15 protein-coding genes are annotated in these 16,771 nt (G+C 64.4%); 7 read left to right on the top strand and 8 right to left on the bottom strand.

Annotation, left to right across the window (positions count from 1 at the left end):
- Positions 1 to 21: 21 nt before the first annotated feature.
- Complete coding sequence (locus ACP_RS14915; RefSeq protein ID WP_238525708.1) at positions 22 to 3,276, bottom strand: TonB-dependent receptor; 3,255 nt, start codon at positions 3,274 to 3,276, stop codon at positions 22 to 24.
- A gap of 452 nt (positions 3,277 to 3,728) precedes the next feature.
- Here ACP_RS14915 and ACP_RS18850 point away from each other — a divergent pair, with 452 nt between their 5' ends.
- Together ACP_RS18850 and ACP_RS14905 are read left to right on the top strand one after the other, a co-directional pair.
- The gene (locus ACP_RS18850) at positions 3,729 to 3,818 is read left to right on the top strand and encodes a hypothetical protein (RefSeq protein WP_083770687.1); all 90 of its coding nucleotides are present in this window, start codon (positions 3,729 to 3,731) and stop codon (positions 3,816 to 3,818) included.
- Between the two features lie 211 nt (positions 3,819 to 4,029).
- The gene (locus tag ACP_RS14905) at positions 4,030 to 4,875 is read left to right on the top strand and encodes an HNH endonuclease (RefSeq protein WP_015898185.1); all 846 of its coding nucleotides are present in this window, start codon (positions 4,030 to 4,032) and stop codon (positions 4,873 to 4,875) included.
- A 124-nt stretch (positions 4,876 to 4,999) separates the two neighbouring features.
- Here the strand turns inward: ACP_RS14905 and ygiD are convergent, their stop codons facing one another.
- Genes ygiD through nadB form a run of 3 tightly spaced genes read right to left on the bottom strand, consistent with a single transcriptional unit; the run spans position 5,000 to position 8,009 of the window.
- Positions 5,000 to 5,779 carry a 4,5-DOPA-extradiol-dioxygenase gene (ygiD, locus tag ACP_RS14900; protein WP_015898184.1) on the bottom strand — a complete coding sequence of 260 codons (780 nt, stop codon included), beginning with the start codon at positions 5,777 to 5,779 and terminating at the stop codon, positions 5,000 to 5,002.
- Between the two features lie 52 nt (positions 5,780 to 5,831).
- A complete protein-coding gene (pncA, locus tag ACP_RS14895; RefSeq protein WP_015898183.1) occupies positions 5,832 to 6,452 on the bottom strand; it encodes a bifunctional nicotinamidase/pyrazinamidase in 621 nt (206 codons plus the stop codon).
- Between the two features lie 15 nt (positions 6,453 to 6,467).
- Complete coding sequence (gene nadB / locus ACP_RS14890) at positions 6,468 to 8,009, bottom strand: L-aspartate oxidase (RefSeq protein ID WP_015898182.1); 1,542 nt, start codon at positions 8,007 to 8,009, stop codon at positions 6,468 to 6,470.
- Between the two features lie 128 nt (positions 8,010 to 8,137).
- On the opposite strand from nadB, the gene aroB reads away from it, so the two are divergent.
- The 5 genes from aroB to ACP_RS14865 are packed head-to-tail and all read left to right on the top strand — an operon-like array spanning position 8,138 to position 12,736.
- Complete coding sequence (gene aroB / locus ACP_RS14885; RefSeq protein ID WP_015898181.1) at positions 8,138 to 9,256, top strand: 3-dehydroquinate synthase; 1,119 nt, start codon at positions 8,138 to 8,140, stop codon at positions 9,254 to 9,256.
- Positions 9,253 to 10,038 carry a ubiquinone/menaquinone biosynthesis methyltransferase gene (locus tag ACP_RS14880; protein WP_015898180.1) on the top strand — a complete coding sequence of 262 codons (786 nt, stop codon included), beginning with the start codon at positions 9,253 to 9,255 and terminating at the stop codon, positions 10,036 to 10,038. Before aroB ends, ACP_RS14880 begins: the two co-directional genes overlap by 4 nt.
- 6 nt (positions 10,039 to 10,044) lie before the next feature.
- Positions 10,045 to 11,505: a cation-efflux pump gene (locus ACP_RS14875; RefSeq protein WP_238525581.1), complete on the top strand. Its 1,461-nt coding sequence runs from the start codon at positions 10,045 to 10,047 to the stop codon at positions 11,503 to 11,505.
- Positions 11,506 to 11,546: 41 nt separating this feature from the next.
- Positions 11,547 to 11,969, top strand: a complete 423-nt coding sequence (locus ACP_RS14870) for an OsmC family protein (RefSeq protein WP_015898178.1) — start codon at positions 11,547 to 11,549, stop codon at positions 11,967 to 11,969.
- Positions 11,966 to 12,736, top strand: coding sequence for a PASTA domain-containing protein (locus ACP_RS14865; RefSeq protein ID WP_015898177.1), 771 nt, complete (start codon positions 11,966 to 11,968; stop codon positions 12,734 to 12,736). The genes ACP_RS14870 and ACP_RS14865 overlap by 4 nt, the downstream gene beginning before the upstream one ends.
- A 3-nt stretch (positions 12,737 to 12,739) precedes the next feature.
- On the opposite strand, the gene ACP_RS14860 is transcribed toward ACP_RS14865, so the two are convergent.
- The 4 genes from ACP_RS14860 to aroC are packed head-to-tail and all read right to left on the bottom strand — an operon-like array spanning position 12,740 to position 16,692.
- On the bottom strand, positions 12,740 to 14,062 hold the full coding sequence (locus tag ACP_RS14860; RefSeq protein WP_015898176.1) for a transcription antitermination factor NusB: 1,323 nt from the start codon (positions 14,060 to 14,062) through the stop codon (positions 12,740 to 12,742).
- Positions 14,059 to 14,994 (bottom strand): methionyl-tRNA formyltransferase, encoded by a 936-nt coding sequence (fmt, locus tag ACP_RS14855; RefSeq protein WP_015898175.1) that lies wholly within the window; start codon positions 14,992 to 14,994, stop codon positions 14,059 to 14,061. Before fmt ends, ACP_RS14860 begins: the two co-directional genes overlap by 4 nt.
- A gap of 4 nt (positions 14,995 to 14,998) precedes the next feature.
- Positions 14,999 to 15,508: a peptide deformylase gene (def, locus tag ACP_RS14850; protein WP_041839628.1), complete on the bottom strand. Its 510-nt coding sequence runs from the start codon at positions 15,506 to 15,508 to the stop codon at positions 14,999 to 15,001.
- A gap of 2 nt (positions 15,509 to 15,510) precedes the next feature.
- Positions 15,511 to 16,692: a chorismate synthase gene (gene aroC / locus ACP_RS14845; RefSeq protein WP_015898173.1), complete on the bottom strand. Its 1,182-nt coding sequence runs from the start codon at positions 16,690 to 16,692 to the stop codon at positions 15,511 to 15,513.
- Positions 16,693 to 16,771: the final 79 nt, after the last annotated feature.

Raw genomic sequence — 16,771 nt, 5'->3', positions numbered from 1 at the left:
GGTCCACGTCCGTGGGGCAGCCTAAAACAATACCTTCGCCCCGAACTGCACCTGCCGCGCCGTCGTCGCCGTGCTCGTAATCACGCCCGCCGTCGGCGACACGCCTGACGGAGTAAACACCACCAGGTTCGGCGTATTGAAGTTCGCGCGGTCCAGCAGGTTGAAGATCTCCGCGCGAAACTGCAGCTTCACCTTCCCGCCCAGCGTCGTGTCCTTGAGCATCGAGAAGTCCCACTCCGCCAGCCCGGGCCCCGTGTAGCTGTCGCGCGCCACGTTGCCATAAAAGCCGCTGTTCGGCGGCGGAGCCACAAACGCATTCGGATCAAACCACTCCGAAGCCTTGCCCACAATCACCTTGCCGTGAAAATCCGGATTCAGAAACGGCCGCACCGGATTCTTCGTGTCCCCATTGTTCGAAGGGTTGTAGCTCAACTGCGGCGTGAACGGAAAGCCCGACTGCAGTGTCACAATCGACGCCGCTGTCCACCCGCCCAGCAGGTCATTGGCCACCACCGGCAGGCCGCCGCCCCAGCGCTGTCCATGTCCAAAGGGCAGCGTGTAGAGCACATCGCCCACCGCCGCGTTGCGCACATCATAGGTCGCCGGCCCCCAGTCTGCCCGCATGTCAAAAGGATTCGACACCAGCCCCGGCGCATTGCCCGAAGCCGTCGCATTCAGCGAATCGCCATCGTCGAGCGCCTTGGCCCATGTGTACACGCCGCGCACCAGCAGGCCGTGGCTCATGCGATGCTCGAGGTCCACCTGGAGCGCGTCATAAGCGCTGTCACCCCGCGAAAACCAGGCCCACGCCGCCCCCAGGTTGGGATTCACCCGGGGCGTTCCCGGCGCGTTATAGTACGCGCCCGCCGGAACCTTCGTCCCCGCCAGCGCCGCCGGAAAACTTCCGGGATACGCCGCCGGGCATCCCCCACCTGGACACTGCGCCGGCGTTGGCTCGTTGTCATCCAGGCTCACGATCTCGTGATACCCATGCGACCCCACATACCCGAGCGACAGCGTCGTGTTCGGCGAAAGCTCCCGCTCGACGCGCAGCGACCATGAGATCAGCGTCGGCGTCTTCATATCCGGCTGCACGCCCGCCGGAGCCACCTTGGCCCCCGCTGGTGGCGTCGCGCCCAGCGGAAACTCCCCGACCGGCACATTGTCGAGCGCATACGTGGGATTGAACGGAGCATTCTGGTCCATGCGATAGCCCAGCGCATCCTGCATGTCGTTGTAAATGCCAAAGCCCGCGCGCACCACCGTGCGCCCGCCTGCGGGGTTCCACGCGAGCCCCACCCTCGGCTGCGGCAGCGACTTTGCGTGGTTCACCGTGAAAGTGTGATCGCCCACATGCGGAGCCGTCTGAATTACGCCATTCTGAAACACATACGTCGCCGCCCGCCCATGCGCCTCATTCCAGCCCGTCGTGAAGCCCTCGCGAAAACCCACTGAAGCCGTCAGATGCGGCGTCAACCGCACTACATCCTGCACGTAATACGCGCCCAGCAGCGAGCGCCAGTTCAGCTCCGTCGGCGCGGGATCATACGAGAAGCTGCCCGCCGTGCCCTCAAAAAACTGCTGCAACCCGCTGAAGGTCGCCTGCCCATACTGCAGCAGCGCCAGTTCTTCATTGGACTGCAGCGGTTCGAGCCACACGCCCAGGCTCAGCGTCTGCCGTCCGCGCGTCAGGGTTGCCTGATCTTCGATGGTGTAGAGATTCCGCCGCACATGCAGATTGCTGCCCACGTTGCTGCCGGCCAGCCCCACCTGCGCCGCCGGATTCGCCGCCGCACTGCCGCCCACCACCACCGCGCCGACCGGATGGCTCGCCACAAACCCCGGCACGCCTGCCGCCGGAGTCCCCGGCGTCGGCTCGCCGGTAAAGTCATACGCCGCCCGCGAAAATCCAACCCGCGCCGTATTCACCCACCCTTCGCCAAACACGTGCGTTTCTTCCAGGCTCGCCACATGCTCGGTCAGGTCTTCCAGATCGGTGCTATAGAGGTTGGTGCTCGTCGGCGTCACATCGTCGCTCGCGTCAATCGTGTACACGCCCGTGAAGCTATCGCGCTTTGAAAACACGCGGTCCAGCCGCATCGTGCCAAAGTCATCCTCAATGGTCTGCAGTGGACTGTTGTACGCCTCTGAGATGCCGCCCAGGTCTGCCGCACCCGCGCTCGGCGTGGGCCACAGCGCCAGCAGCGGCTGCACGCTCGCCGCCACGCCCACATCCACCAGCCCCGAGGCCGGGCAGGGATTCGGCGTCGGACTCACCAGCTTGCACGGCAGATATCCGTTGCGCGCGTTGTTGTCCGGAACGAGATCGACGCCGGTCTGGTGCAGGTGCTGCCGAAAGCCCTCGTAGTTCGCAAACACAAACGCCCGGTTCCGCTCTAAAGGCCCGCCCAGCGCCGCGCCAAACTGGTTGCGCTGAAAAGGAGGCGTGCCGCTCTTGTCAAAATAGTTGGGCGCATCGAGGGCGCTGTTGCGCAAAAACTCATACGCATCGCCATGCCACTGGTTGGTGCCGCCCTCGGTCACAATGAGCACCTGCGCGCCCGGCCGCTTGCCATACTCCGCGCCATAGGAGTCGCGCAGCACGTTGAACTCGCGCACCGCATCCACGCCCAGCAGCAACTGGCTCGTGCCGCCCGGCTGCATGTTCACCTCGGCCGCGCCCGTGAACTCCACGCCATTCAGAAGGTAGAGGTTCTGCTGCGGCCGGTTGCCCGACACCGCAAAGTTGTTTCCCACCGTCGAGTTCGACACCCCGATGCCGCCCGTCTTCTCCGCTGTGTAGTTCACCACGCCCGGATCAAGCGTCATCAGCTCGTCATAGCTGCGTCCGTTCAGCGGCAACTGCTTCACCTGCTGCCCGCGCACCAGCCCCGAAACATCGCCCGCCGTCAGGCTCAGCGGCGAAGCGTCCGCATGCACCGTCACCTGCTGCCGCACGCTGCCCACCCGCAGGCGCAGATTCACCGTCGCCGCCTGCTCCACCGCCAGATGAATGCCCGTCCGCACCTCGCGCGCAAAGCCGGCCCGCGCCGCCGTCACGCGATACTCGCCCACCGGCAGCGACGGCACCTCATACTCGCCGCGCGCATCGGTCACCGCACTGCGCCGCGCGCCCGTATTCACTTCCTCCACCGTGACACGCGCCCCGGCCACCGCCGCGCCGGAGGCATCGGTCACCACCCCCTGCAGGCTCGCCGCCGCCTGCGCCCACGCACGCTGGGAGCCCGCCAGCAGCAGCACCGCCAGCGTCAGCACAAGAGGCAAACGAACACACAAGAGACAAAAACGGCGCGGCACGGGCATAAGGGAGGGCTCCTCAAAAGGTCTTCAACGCAGCTTCAGGACAGGTTCGCGAATGGTTCCCGCCGGTTCCAGACAAGTCCGGCAGGCGCAGGCAATCCATACGATGCCATACGGCTCAATTCATTATTTCTGTGCGATTTTGTTTTGTCGAGAGGACAAGCCCGCTGCAGCCCGCGCCAGCTCCGCTTCCGCTCCCTGGCGGAGATCACACGCCAGCGCCCGCTCATCCGCGCTTTCATCGAGCAGGCCATCGAGCTTGAGAAGGCCGGAGCAAAGGTCAAGCCCCGCCCGGCCGCGCCACTCGCAGTGCCGCAGGAGCTGCAGGCCCGCCTCGACGCCGGCCCCGCGCTGCAGAAGGGCTTCGCCGCCCTCACCCCGGCCGCCAGAAGGGCTACCTCTACCAGATCGCCGCCGCCAAACAATCCGCCACCCGCGCCGCCCGCGTCGAGAAATTCCGTCCCCGCATCCTCGCCGGCAAGGGCCTGAATGACTAGGAGCGCTCGCCTATCTCCGCAGATGTGGTCAATGACTCTAAGTGCGTCGGGCTGCTGGCGACAACAGACGACTGCGCGCACATGTCAGGCTAGCCCGTTCTACGGTCAAATGGACTGCATTTGTGGTTTCTCGCGGACTTTTCGCTACTGATCAGACCTCTCTCAACACTTTGGACGATCACACTAAAATATGTGAAGGAATTCACCAGTTATGACGTCCTGCCTCTACTGCGGTTCGAACGGTCCATTCTCCACGAAGGAGCATGTAATACCGGAGTCTCTCGGGAACGATGACCTAATTCTGACAGGTGAAGTCTGCGACGCATGCCAGCGATATTTCGGGAAAGAGGTTGAACGGTATGTTCTTGATAAAACCCCGCTAGCATTCTGGAGGACATTCCTCCAGATCGCTACGAAGAAGGGAAAGCTGCCGGCCGTGGATGTTGGGCAGCCGAGCCAAGACAAGGGTACAATCCCGGATCGTCATGCTCGCCACGACAACATCGGATTTGCCGCGCACGATGATGGATCCATCTCGGTCGATATCGACGACAGCGAGATGGTTCGCGCCATCTTAGAAGGAAGGAAAACGGACCTCAAGATGGTACTCACTCCGAAGAAGCTTCACATGCTCGGTCGATTCCTCGGCAAGGTGGGGCTCGGCATACTCGGAATAGACGATCCTGTCCAAGCACGGAATCGCCGATTCGACGGGGTCCGCCGTTATGCTCGTTACGGAGACTTCGATGGGTTATGGCCTATCTTCTACTACACCCAAGGGCGACTTCGGGACCTCAGACAAGCCGTTGCCGCCGCATGGGACGGGCAGGAACTTGAAGAGGTTCATTTGTACTCCTATGGCTTGGTCGAAGTCGCACAGACGTACACGCTATTCCGGTTCAACATTGGCATCGATAACTGGGTGATCTGCCTCGATGATCCGTTTCCACATCCAGCGATACGCGAGGCGTTCCCAGGCATCAACCTCAGGCTGATTTGGTACGACGAGAAACGGTCGAGAAGGACTAGCTCCGCTGGTCTGCACTACTGTTGGTAAACGCGCCAGGCCCCCTCGATCCACACTGCCGTATCGTCGGCATCTCGGACAACTGCCTTTCCCGATCTTAATCAGCGCCCAATTTCCAACTCACTCACCATCCACAGCCATAAAGCCAATCCCCTTACCCCACCGACACCGACAGCATCGAGATCGACCCACCATCCACGCCCTCGACCGGAAAGCCAATCTTCTCTCCCGGCTGCTGCGTCGCCATCACATAGAGCAGCGGCAGGTAGTGGTCCGGCGTCGGAATGGAAAGCAGCGCATCCTTGCCGAGCTTTTCGTAGGCGACCAGCGCTTCCACATCTCCGGTGAACATCCGCTGCCGGGCGTCGAGTTCAAACCGGATGGCCCAGTCATAAGGCTCCGGCATGTGCCGGCCCCATGCGTAGGCATGCAGGTTGTGGACGAGGTTTCCGCTGCCGAGGATCAGCACGCCCTCTTCGCGCAGCGGCGCAAGCCTTCTGCCGATCTCAAAATGAAACGCCGCGGTCTGCGACTCGTTGATGCTGAGCTGCACCACGGGCACATCCGCCATCGGATACGCATGCACCAGCACCGACCATGTTCCGTGATCGAGTCCCCAGGAGTTGTCGAGGTCCACCGGCATGGGGGCCAGCAATTGCTGCACGCGCCGCGCCAGTTGCGGGTCGCCCGGCGCGGGGTACTGCACGCGGAACAGCTCCGGCGGAAAGCCTCCGAAATCGTGGATGGTTCTCGGCGAAGTGCTGATGGTGACCCCGGTTCCCGGCACATACCAGTGCGCGGAGATCGCAAGAATCGCCCGGGGCTTCGGGACCTCTGCCCCGATGCGGCGCCACGCCTCGGTGTATCCGTTGCGCGACAGGGCATTCATCGGGTTCCCATGTCCAAAGAAAATAGCAGGCATCAAGTCCGGCATTTTGCTCTCCTTCAGTTCCACACACTGCGGTCATTCCTTCCGCCCATCCGCTTCAGAGGGCCGATGGCATCTCCACCACCCCGGCCTCGCGCAGCCGCCGCTCCATCGCCGCCGCCGAGCCTCGTGCATCAATCGCGCGGCAGGCCTCGCGCAGCACCACCGCTTCGCGCCCCAGCCGCCGCGCATCCAGCGCGGAATACCCCACGCAAAAGTCATACGCCAGCCCCGCAAAAAACGCACGCCTCAGCCCGCGCTCCCGCAGGTATTCTTCAAGGCCGGTCGGCGTCACGCGGTCATTCTCAAAAAACGCCGAATACGAATCCACATCCCGCCGCAACCCTTTGCGCAAAATCAGATCCGCCTGCGGCAGCTTCAGCTCCGCGTGCAGCTCGGCACCCCACGTGCCCTGCACGCAATGGTCGGGCCACAGCGTCTGCTCGCCATAAGCCATGGTCACCGTTTCGAGTGGATGCCGTCCCTGATGGCTACTCGCAAATGACCCATGCCCCGCCGGATGCCAGTCCTGCGTCAGCACCACATGCTCAAACTTGGGCGCAATCTCCAGAATCGCCGGAATCACCGCGTCGCCCTCCGGCACGGCCAGCGCGCCGCCCGGGCAGAAGTCGTTCTGCACATCCACCACAATCAGCACATCGTCCGCGCGTATCTGCATCGCTCCCCCGCCGGCTCAAACAAACCGCACCACGCCGTTCACCACATCCGAGTGCTTCTGAAACTCCGCATCCCTGCGCTCAGGAAAATCATTCCGGAAATGCGCGCCCCGGCTCTCCTCACGCGCCAGCGCCGGAGCCACAATCAGCCGCGCCACCTCCCACAGGTTCCGCAACTCCAGCGCCTCGCGCGAAGCCTCCGCGCGCGCCTCGCCTCCCTGCTCCAGCAGGGCCTGCGCCTCGCGCAGCCCGGCCGCATCGCGCAGCAGCCCGGCCTTTTGCCACATTGTCTGTTGCAAATCCGCCCGCGAAATCCCCGGCATCACGCCACCCTGCGGCACGCGGCCCTCCCCGGCCCGCAACGCAGCCTCATCGCGCATCGCCCGCGCCGCGCGCGCGCCAAACACCAGCCCTTCCAGCAGCGAATTGCTCGCCAGCCGGTTCGCCCCATGCACGCCCGTGCAGGCCACCTCGCCCGCCGCATACAGCCGCCGCAGCGAGGTGCGCCCATCCACATCGGTGCGCACGCCGCCCATCAGGTAGTGCGCCGCCGGCCGCACCGGAATCAGATCCCGCCCCAGCGCCAGCCCATGCTGCGTCAGAAAAGCTGAAATCCCCGGGAACCGCGCCGCCAAATCCACGCCCGTCACATGCCGCATGTCCAGGTACACCGGCCGCGCCTCACCGCGCTCGCCCATCCCCTCGCGTGTGATGGCTCGCGCCACCACATCGCGCGGAGCCAGTTCCTTCAGCGCGTGGTAGCGCTCCATAAACTGCTCGCCCGCCGCATTGCGCAGCACCGCGCCCTCGCCGCGCAGCGCCTCTGACAGCAGAAAGCGCGCCACCCCCGGCAGGCTGAGCGCCGTGGGATGAAACTGGTAAAACTCCATGTCCGCAATCCTGGCGCCCGCGCGCGCCGCCATCGCAATGCCGTCGCCCGTGGCCACGGCCGGATTCGTCGTGTCGCTATACACCTGCCCCGCGCCGCCGCTCGCCAGCAGCACCGCTCGCGCGCGCACCTGCGTCTGGCGGCCGTCGCGATCCATCATCACCACGCCCACCGCCTCATCCCCATCCATCAGCAGATCGGTCGTCAGCGTCCACTCGCGCAGCGTCACACGCGCGTGCGCCTCGGCGTGGGCCAGCAGCGCGCGGCCAATCTCCGCGCCCGTGGCGTCGCCGTTGGCGTGCAACACGCGGTGACGGCTGTGCGCGCCTTCCAGCGTGCGCAGCAGCTCGCCGTTTTCGCGGTCAAAGCGCGTGTCCCAGGCCAGCAGCTCTTCCACCCGCAGCGGACCCTCCTCGACCAGCACCCGCGCCGCCTCGCGATCCACCAGCCCGTCGCCGGCCGCCACCGTGTCTTCCAGATGCAGCGCCACGTCCTCGGCGCCGCTCATCGCCACGGCAATGCCACCCTGCGCATACGAGGTGTTCGACTCGCCCAGCGCTTCCTTGGTCAGCACCAGCACGCGGCCCGCATCGGCCAGCTCAATCGCGGCGCGCAATCCCGCAATGCCCGCGCCCACCACTACAAAGTCAAACTCTGCTGCTTCGGCCATAAATTTTGAAACTACCACTTCTCCCATCACAACAGATGCTCCGGCCTTGCTGCCGCTGCAAAACCCTCGCCTGCCGGGTACCATTCACCGCAAAGCCGGCCGCCCTGCTGCGATACGATGAAAGTACTGTGCGCACCATTCAGGTCACCACTCCCGGCGTCCAATATCCGGTCTACCTCGGCAGCGGACTTCTCCCGCAAGTCGCTTCGCGGCTCAGGAAGCTCACCGCTCCGAACAGCCGCATTTTCATTGTCACCTCACCCGAGATCTGGGCGCTCTGGGGCAAAAAGCTGCTCTCCGGCTTTGGAAAATCCTCGCCGGAAGTCCTCTTTCTCCCCGCCGGAGAAGCCCACAAGCGCATGGCCAGCGTCGAAAAGCTCGCCACCGCGCTCTCTGAATCCGGCGCCGACCGCTCCTCGCTGCTCATCGCCTTCGGCGGCGGCATCCTCGGCGACCTCACCGGATTCCTCGCCGCCATCTACATGCGCGGCATCGATTACGTACAGATTCCCACCACGCTCCTCGCCCAGGTGGACTCATCCGTCGGCGGCAAGACCGGCGCAAATCTCAGCACCGGCAAAAACCTCATCGGCAGCTTTCACCATCCCCGCGCCGTCTTTGCCGATGTCGATGTGCTGCACACCCTGCCGCCCCGCGAACTTCGCGCCGGCCTGCAGGAGTGCGTCAAAGCCGGCATCATCCGCGACGCCGCGCTCTTCAGCTACATGGAGCGCAATGCCGAAACCATCCTCGCCGCGGACGACGCCGCGCTCACCCGTGTCATCGCCGCCGCCGTCCGCATGAAAGCCGACGTGGTCCAGCAGGATGAGCGCGAGGGCGGCCTGCGCATGATCCTCAACTACGGCCACACCCTCGGCCACGCCATCGAAACGGTTACACATTATCGCGGCCTGCTGCACGGCGAGGCCGTGGGCTGGGGCATGCTCGCCGCCACTGAGCTCTCGCGCATGCGCGGCCTGCTCACCGCCGCGCAATCTGAGCGCATGCAGCGCGTCATTCTCGCTTACGGCCCGCTGCCGCGCTTCCGCGCAAAAGCAGAGGCGCTGCTCGAGGCCACCGCGCGCGACAAGAAGAACCGCGCCGGAACCCGCCGCTTCGTCCTCGCCGAAAAAATCGGCCACGCCACCATCGTCGAAGACGTCACCGAGGCCGAGCTGCGCGCCGTCATCGCATGGCTGCTGCAGAGGGTCCGCGAAGCAGGCCAGCTTCGCGAGGTAGGCGCATGAGCAGTTCCATCACTCCCGGCGCACGCCCCGAGGGCACGCTCGACGAGCAGGCCTCCGCAGCCGCCGTGCGCAGCATGTTTGACAGCATCGCCCCGCGCTATGACCTGCTCAACCACGTGCTCTCCTGCAACATTGACCGCTTCTGGTGGTGGCGCGCCGCGCGCACCTTCCGCCACATTCTCGCGCGCCCGCAGGCTCGCGTGCTCGATATCTGCTGCGGCACCGGCGACATGACCATGGCGCTGCTGCGCCGCCGTCCGGCCAACGCCGCGCCCGTGCTCGCCGGCGACTTCTCCCACCAGATGCTCCGCCGTGGCGCGGAAAAGTTCACCGCCCGCCACGCCAATGCCATCCCCATTGAGGCCGATGCCCTGCATCTGCCCCTGCCCGGCAATTCGCTTGACCTCATCACCAGCGCATTCGGCTTCCGCAACATCGCCAACTATCGCGGCGCGCTGGAGGAGTTCCACCGCGTGCTCGCCCCCAACGGCGAGCTGGGCATTCTTGACTTCAGCGAACCCACCGGGCTCATCGGCAAGTTCTACGCCTTCTACTTCCGCCGCGTGCTTCCTGCCATCGGCGGACGCCTCTCCGGAATGGGCAGCGCCTACGCCTATCTGCCCTCCTCCGTCGAGAAGTTCCCGCCCCCGCCGCAAATGCTCGACCTCATGCGCGCCGTCGGCTTCACGCAGGTCTCCTGGACGCCCTACACCTTCGGCATCGCCGGTCTCTATCGCGGCGTCAAAGGCAGTGCCAATACCGCATCGCCCGGGTTACGCTAAAGAGCAATGCCGCTTCAGGCCAATACCGGCTCTTCTGTGCGCATGCAGCCCAATGCGCAAATGGAAAAGCGCTCTGCCGCGCTGCTTTCCATCAGTGCTGCCTGCACCATGACGGCGCTCAAGCTGGCTGTTGCCCTTTCCACCGGCAGCCTCGGCATTCTCTCTGACGCCATTCACTCCGGCGTCGATCTGCTCGCCTCGGCGCTCACCTTTGTCTCGGTGCGCATCTCTGATCGCCCCGCGGATGCCAACCACCCCTACGGCCACGCGCGCTTTGAGAACATCTCCGCCTTCATTGAGACCTTTCTCATGGTCGCCTCCGCCATCTGGATCACCACCGACGCCTGCCGCCGCATCTTCTTTCATCCGGTCCAGATTCATTACTCTTTCTGGCCGCTTCTGGTGCTGGCCGTTTCTGTCTGCGTTGATCTCTGGCGTTCGCATCAGATGCACACCGTCGCCCAGCGCCACGGCAGCGCCGCGCTTGAGGCGGACGCGCTCCACTTCCGCACCGACATCTGGGCCACCGCCGCAGTCTTCCTCGGCCTCATCGCCTCCTGGATCAGTTCTTCGCATCTCGGCCGCCGCTTCCATCTCGGCTGGCTGCATTATTCCGATCCCGTCGCCGCCATCCTGGTCTCCGGCATCATCGTCTACCTCAGTTGGAAGATCGCCCACCGCGCCATCTACGTGCTCACTGACGCCGTACCGCGCGAAACCCTCTCGAGCGTGCTGCGCGAGGTGCGCGCCACCAAAGGCGTCATCACCGTGGACCAGCTTCGCATGCGCCGCTCCGGCACGCGCTACTTCGCCGATCTCACGCTCTCCATGCCGCGCCAGCTCACCTTTCAGCGCAGCGAGCAGTTAGTTGCCGAGGCCACGCGCGCCGTGCATCGCATCGTGCCCGGAGCCGATGTGGTCATCCACACCGTTCCCCGCTCCACCAGCGCCGAGAGCATCTTTGATAAGGTGCGCGCCGTCGCCTCGCGCAACAATGTCATGCTGCACGACGTCAGCGTGCAGTCCTATGAAGGCGGCCTGCACGTCGAGCAGCACATCGAGGTGCCTGAAACCATGCCGCTCCGCCAGGCCCACGAATTCGTGCGCGGCATTGAAGACCAGATTCGCGTCGAGCTGCCCCAGGTCGAGTCCGTGCTCACCCACATCGAGAGCGAGCCGGCCACCATTGAGAAGCCCGTCGCCCTCGCGCAGGACGAACACATGGAAGCCGAGCTGCGCGCCTCCGCCGCCACGCTGCCCGAAGTCATCGACATTCACGAGGTGCTCGTGGGCCGCGCCGGAGAAACCATCAGCCTCTCCTGCCACTGCACTCTGCCCGACGATCTGCCCATGCAGCGCGTACACGCCATCATCACCGCGCTGGAAGACCGCTTCAAGCTGCGCTGCCCCGAAGTCGATCGCGTCTTGATTCATCCCGAGCCCGCAACCGACAATCATCACGGGTAGCAAAGGCATCCAATTAGCCACACATGGGAAGGAGAATCACCATGATCGCATCGGCAGAATGGAAACAGGGCTCGCTCTACGCCGGCAACACCGAGAGCAATCACACCATCTTCTTCGACACCACGGCCGAACACAAAGCCGGTCCCTCCCCCATGGAAGCCGTGCTGGCCGCGCTCTGCGGCTGTACCTCCGTCGATGTCGCCGGCATTCTGCAAAAGAAGCGCGAGCCCATTCGCGGCCTCACCGTCAGCGCCCGCGCCGAGCAGGCCGAGCAGCCGCCGCGCGTCTTCACGCACATTCACCTCACCTATCGCATCGAGGGCGATGTCACGCAAAAGGCCGCCGAAGACGCCGTATCCCTCTCCAAAAACAAGTACTGCTCCGTCTCTAAGATGCTGGAGCAGTCTGTCAAAATCGACTACTCCATCGAGATCATTCGCGGCGGCGCGGAGACGACTGCGTGAAATCGCTCTTCCGCATCCTCGGCATCATGCTGCTGCTGGTCGCCGTCGCGCTCACCTCGGCCATCATCACCATGCAGCTCGTGATTCATGGCGCTGAGGTCAGCGTGCCAGACATGCGCGGCAAAAGCATCGCCGAGGCCGATGGCGAGTCCGCCCATCTCGGCCTGCGCATGCAGGTCGCCAATCACTTTTATTCCGCCGCCATTCCCGCCGGTGACATCATGGACCAGACGCCGGCCCCCGGCACTCGCGTGCGCACCGGCTGGCCGCTGCGCGTCACGGAAAGCCTGGGCGCGCAAAAGGTCACCGTTCCTGCGCTCACCGGCATGCAGGACCGCATCGCCATGCTTGAGGTGCATCGCGCCGGACTCGATCTCGGCTCGGTCGCCTACCTTCCGTGGCCGCAAGCGGTCTCCGGTGCCGTGCTGGCGCAAACGCCCACGGCGCATGCCAAAGACGTCGCCAGCCCCAACGTACAGTTGCTCGTCGCCGCCCCGGCAGACGAAGACACCCCCACGCAAAATGCGCTCGTCATGCCCAATCTTGTAGGAAAAATCTTCACCGGCGCCGCGCTCACCGTCACCCATGCCGGCCTGCGGCTCGCGCCCGTCAAAGAAGTCGCCGTGGCTATCCCGCCCGTCGGCAGCGTAAACTCCACCGCCGCTCCCCGGCCGCCCGTCCTGACCGGTTCTGTACTCGCGCAGACGCCTTTGGCCGGCTACCAGGTCACGCCCGGCACAACTGTCACTCTCACAGTTGCAAAATAGCGCTTAGTCCACCCGCTCCAGCACCGCGGCAAAAAAACCATCGCAGGGATGCACCCCGGGCAGCGTGCGCAACTGGTCATTTGTAATTGCGGCGAGCACATTTTCCCGCCCGCGCTCTGTCAGCACACCCCTGGCGGCCAGTTGCTCCACCAGCGGAGTCATCTCCACCACCCGCAACCCCACGCGCGCCGCCACCGCGCGCACCACATCTTCATTCTCTTCCGGCTCCAGCGAACACGTCGCATACACCACGCGCCCGCCGGGCTTCAGTGCCCCGGCCACACCACGCAGAATGGCAACCTGCCGCGCCTGTTGCCGCGTCAGGTCCTCCGGATACACCCGCAGCCGAATCTCCGGATTCCGCGCCATCGTTCCCGTGCCGCTGCAGGGCGCATCGCACAGAATCAGGTCATACTCTGGCTCTGCAGGCAGCGCCGACGCATCTCCCGCCACGCACTCCACACGCCCTTCGTAGGCCTTCAGATTGCGCTTCATCTGTTCGCGCCGCCGCTCGCTGATCTCAAGCGCTACAATCCGCGCCTCCGCCAGCCGCTCGGCCAGCACAGCCGTCTTGCCTCCGGGAGCAGCGCACGCATCCAGCACCCGCTTCGCCTCCGGCATCGCGGCGGCCGCCAGCTCTGCCACCAGTTGCGACCCTTCGTCCTGCACGCGCACGCGGCCCTCGGCAAAGGCCTGCGTTCTGGCCACATCGCCGCGCAACACCCGGCAGGCGTCATTCAGCCACTCGCCCGGCGCGCACTCCACGCCCTCGCCCGTCAGCTCTTCTGCAGGATTTGCACTCTGCACACGCAACGCCACCGGGCTCGCCTGCTGGTCATACTCACAAATCGCCTGCGCCGCTTCGGCCCCAAAGTGCCGCCGCCAGCGCGCGGCCAGCCACGCGGGGTGCGCCGCCGCCGCATCCATCCCTGCTCCGCGCGGCATGTGCATCACCTTGCGCAGCACCGCATTCACCAGCCCGGTTGCGTAGGCTTCATTCGAGAGCTTCACCAGCTCCACGCTGTCATTCAGCACCGCATGCGGGGGCACGCGATCCAGATGCAGCAATTGAAACGCACCCAGCCGCAGCGCCGCGCGCACCGGCTCTGAAAGCCGCTGATCGGGCCGCGTCAAAAACTGTAACAGTATTTGATCCAAAGCCGGCTGCCAGCGCAGCGTGCCCAGCACCAGCGTCGTCACCAGGTTGCGGTCCTGTGCTGCCAGCGCATTCACCTTCATCGTGCGCAGCAACTCGTCACTATGCGCATCGCTCGTGGCCATGCGTTGCAGCAAATCAAACGCCACCCGGCGCGCCGGAGCAATCATGCGCCCAGCCGCGTTTCTGGCGCGAGCGTGTTCCCTCGCAAAAAGTCCGTCACCGGCATACGCTTCTTGCCCTCAAGTTGCAGCTCCGCAATCTCCAGCCAGCCGCCATCGCCGCAGGCGAAAAACAACCGCCCCGCATGCACACGCACCATACCCGGCTCCGCGCGATCCTCGCGCTCGGCCAACAGCATGCGATGCAGCGTCAGCTTCTTGCCGCCCAGCATCGTCCACGCACCCGGCCACGGCTGAAAACCCCGCCAGCGGTTATAGATCTCCGCCGCGCTGCGTGCAAAATCCACGCGTCCATCTTCACGCGTCAATATCGGCGCCAGCGTTGCCTGCGCCTCATCCTGTTTTTGCGGCGTGACTGTGCCCTGCTCCAGCCCGGCCAGCGTCTCCACCATCAGGGGAGCGCCCATCTCCGCCAGCAGCGGAAACAGCTCCTCCGCCGTCATCGCGGGCGGAATCTCCATCTCATCCTGCAGCAGCATATCGCCCGTATCCAGGCCCTCGTCGATGCGCATCGTCGTCGCGCCCGTCACCGTTTCACCCATCGCCACGGCCCATTGAATCGGCGCGGCCCCGCGATACTTCGGCAGCAGCGAAGCATGCAGATTCAGATTGCCGTAGCGCGGCAGATCGAGCATCCACTTCGGGATAATCCGCCCATACGCCACCACAATGATTGCATCCGGAGCAATCGCCTCCAGTTGCGCGCGAAATTCCAGATTGTTCTTGATCTTCTCCGGCTGCACCACCGGCAGCCCCGCGGCCAGCGCCGTCTGCTTCACCGGCGGAGCCAACACTTGCATGCCGCGTCCGCTCGGCCGGTCCGGCTGCGTCACCACCAGCGCCACATCGTGCCCGGCCTGCAGCAGCGCCTCCAGCGTAGGAACAGCAAACGCGGGCGTGCCGCAAAATACCAGCTTCATCGCGCTACCACTCGCCCGCGCGCTGCATCTTGCGAATGCGCCGCAGCACCAGGTCCCGCTTCAGCGCGCTGATGCGAAAGATAAACAGCACCCCGTCCAGATGATCGATCTCATGCTGAAAAGCCCGTGACAGCAGCTCCTCGCCATCCATCTCAAACCACTCGCCATCCAGATTCTGCGCACGCACAGTTACTTTTTCCGCGCGCACCACCTTTTCGCGAATATCCGGCAGGCTCAGGCAGCCTTCTTCCTCATACTGGCGGCCCTCGCGATGAATAATCTCCGGATTGATCAGCACAATCTTCTCGTCCGGATTCTCTTTGAAGCTTAGGTCAATCACCGTCAGCCGCTTCGAAATGCCGATCTGCGGCGCGGCCAGCCCGATGCCCTTCGCCTCATACATCGACTCAAACATGTCATCGACCAGCGCGCGCAGCTCCTCGTTAAACTCGGTCACCGGCTCTGCCGGTTGCTGCAACACTGGGTCGGGATACTTCACAATCGGTCGAATCATCACTAAAACCTGCGAATCTGTTCCAGGTAACCGTCATAGTTACGCTTCAATTCGCGCAGCGAATCGCCGCCAAACTTCTCCAGCAGCAGCCGTCCAAAGGCCAGCGCCACCATCGCCTCGGCAGCCACGCCGGCCGCCGGCACCACGCAGACGTCGCTGCGTTCATACGCCGCCTTCGTCTCTTCGCGCGTGTCAAACCGCACTGAGGCCAGAGGCTGGCGCAACGTCGAGATCGGCTTCAGATAGCCGCGCACCACCACATCCTCGCCATTTGAAATGCCGCCTTCAATGCCGCCCGCATTGTTCCGCTCGCGAGTGAAGCGCGTGTGCGCGCCCTCAGGCAGCTCCGCCGCATAGCCGATGGCATCGTGCACATCCGAGCCCATCGAGGCCGCCGCCGTCACACCGCGCCCAATCTCCACAGCCTTCACCGCCTGCAGTGACATCACCGCCTGCGCCAGCACGCCATCCAGCCGCTCATCCCAATTGGCATAAGTGCCAATGCCAGCCGGCGCGCCATGCACCACCACCTCAAACACACCGCCAATCGTGTCTTTGGTCAGCAGCGCGCGATCCACCTCGGCCTTCATGCGCGCCTCGGTCTCGGCATCCACACAGCCAAGCATCACTTCATCCAACTCGCGCAACGCGGCAATCTCAGCCCACGTCGCCGTGCGCTCCATCTCCACATTGCCGACGCGAACCACATGACTCGCCACATCGATGCCCAGCTCAAGCAGCAGCGACTTCGCCACAGCGCCCGCCGCCACACGCGCCGTGGACTCGCGCGCCGAGGCACGCTCCAGCACATACCGCGCTTCGGCAAAGTCATACTTCAGCGCCCCGGCAAGGTCCGCATGCCCCGGGCGCGGCGAAGCCACCGCCTTGTGCTTGCTCGCATCGCCCGTCTCTACGGGAAGAATCTCGGTCCAGTTCTTCCAATCGCGATTCTCAATTTCCATCGCGATGGGCGAGCCGATCGTCTTGCCATGACGCACGCCGCTCAAAAAGTGAGCCGTGTCCTGCTCAATGCGCATGCGGCCGCCACGGCCATAGCCCTGCTGGCGGCGCCAAAGTTCGCGGTTTACGAAATCCTGATCAATCGGCACGCCCGCCGGCATACCAGACACCAGCGCAATCAGGCTTTCGCCGTGGGATTCCCCGGCTGTAGAAAATCGAAGCATAGACATTTTTTCAATATTGATTGTAGATGACTTTTACCGGCAACCCATCTCCGGGCCGCCGCCGCGCATCATCTCGCAG

This window comes from Acidobacterium capsulatum ATCC 51196, from assembly GCF_000022565.1.
Taxonomy (GTDB): domain Bacteria; phylum Acidobacteriota; class Terriglobia; order Terriglobales; family Acidobacteriaceae; genus Acidobacterium; species Acidobacterium capsulatum.
Note: the sequence above shows the minus strand (reverse complement) of the source record. Positions and strands in the feature narration are given on the sequence as shown.

What these genes read in the sequence shown, in the direction of transcription:
- ygiD (WP_015898184.1), bottom strand. Translation starts at nt 5,779, where the DNA reads ATGCCGGACTTGATGCCTGCTATTTTCTTTGGACATGGGAACCCGATG.
- fmt (WP_015898175.1), bottom strand. Translation starts at nt 14,994, where the DNA reads ATGAAGCTGGTATTTTGCGGCACGCCCGCGTTTGCTGTTCCTACGCTG.
- ACP_RS14860 (WP_015898176.1), bottom strand. Translation starts at nt 14,062, where the DNA reads ATGATTGCTCCGGCGCGCCGGGTGGCGTTTGATTTGCTGCAACGCATG.
- ACP_RS14875 (WP_238525581.1), top strand. Translation starts at nt 10,045, where the DNA reads ATGCCGCTTCAGGCCAATACCGGCTCTTCTGTGCGCATGCAGCCCAAT.
- ACP_RS14870 (WP_015898178.1), top strand. Translation starts at nt 11,547, where the DNA reads ATGATCGCATCGGCAGAATGGAAACAGGGCTCGCTCTACGCCGGCAAC.
- ACP_RS14905 (WP_015898185.1), top strand. Translation starts at nt 4,030, where the DNA reads ATGACGTCCTGCCTCTACTGCGGTTCGAACGGTCCATTCTCCACGAAG.
- ACP_RS14880 (WP_015898180.1), top strand. Translation starts at nt 9,253, where the DNA reads ATGAGCAGTTCCATCACTCCCGGCGCACGCCCCGAGGGCACGCTCGAC.
- def (WP_041839628.1), bottom strand. Translation starts at nt 15,508, where the DNA reads ATGATTCGACCGATTGTGAAGTATCCCGACCCAGTGTTGCAGCAACCG.
- pncA (WP_015898183.1), bottom strand. Translation starts at nt 6,452, where the DNA reads ATGCAGATACGCGCGGACGATGTGCTGATTGTGGTGGATGTGCAGAAC.
- nadB (WP_015898182.1), bottom strand. Translation starts at nt 8,009, where the DNA reads ATGGCCGAAGCAGCAGAGTTTGACTTTGTAGTGGTGGGCGCGGGCATT.
- aroC (WP_015898173.1), bottom strand. Translation starts at nt 16,692, where the DNA reads ATGCTTCGATTTTCTACAGCCGGGGAATCCCACGGCGAAAGCCTGATT.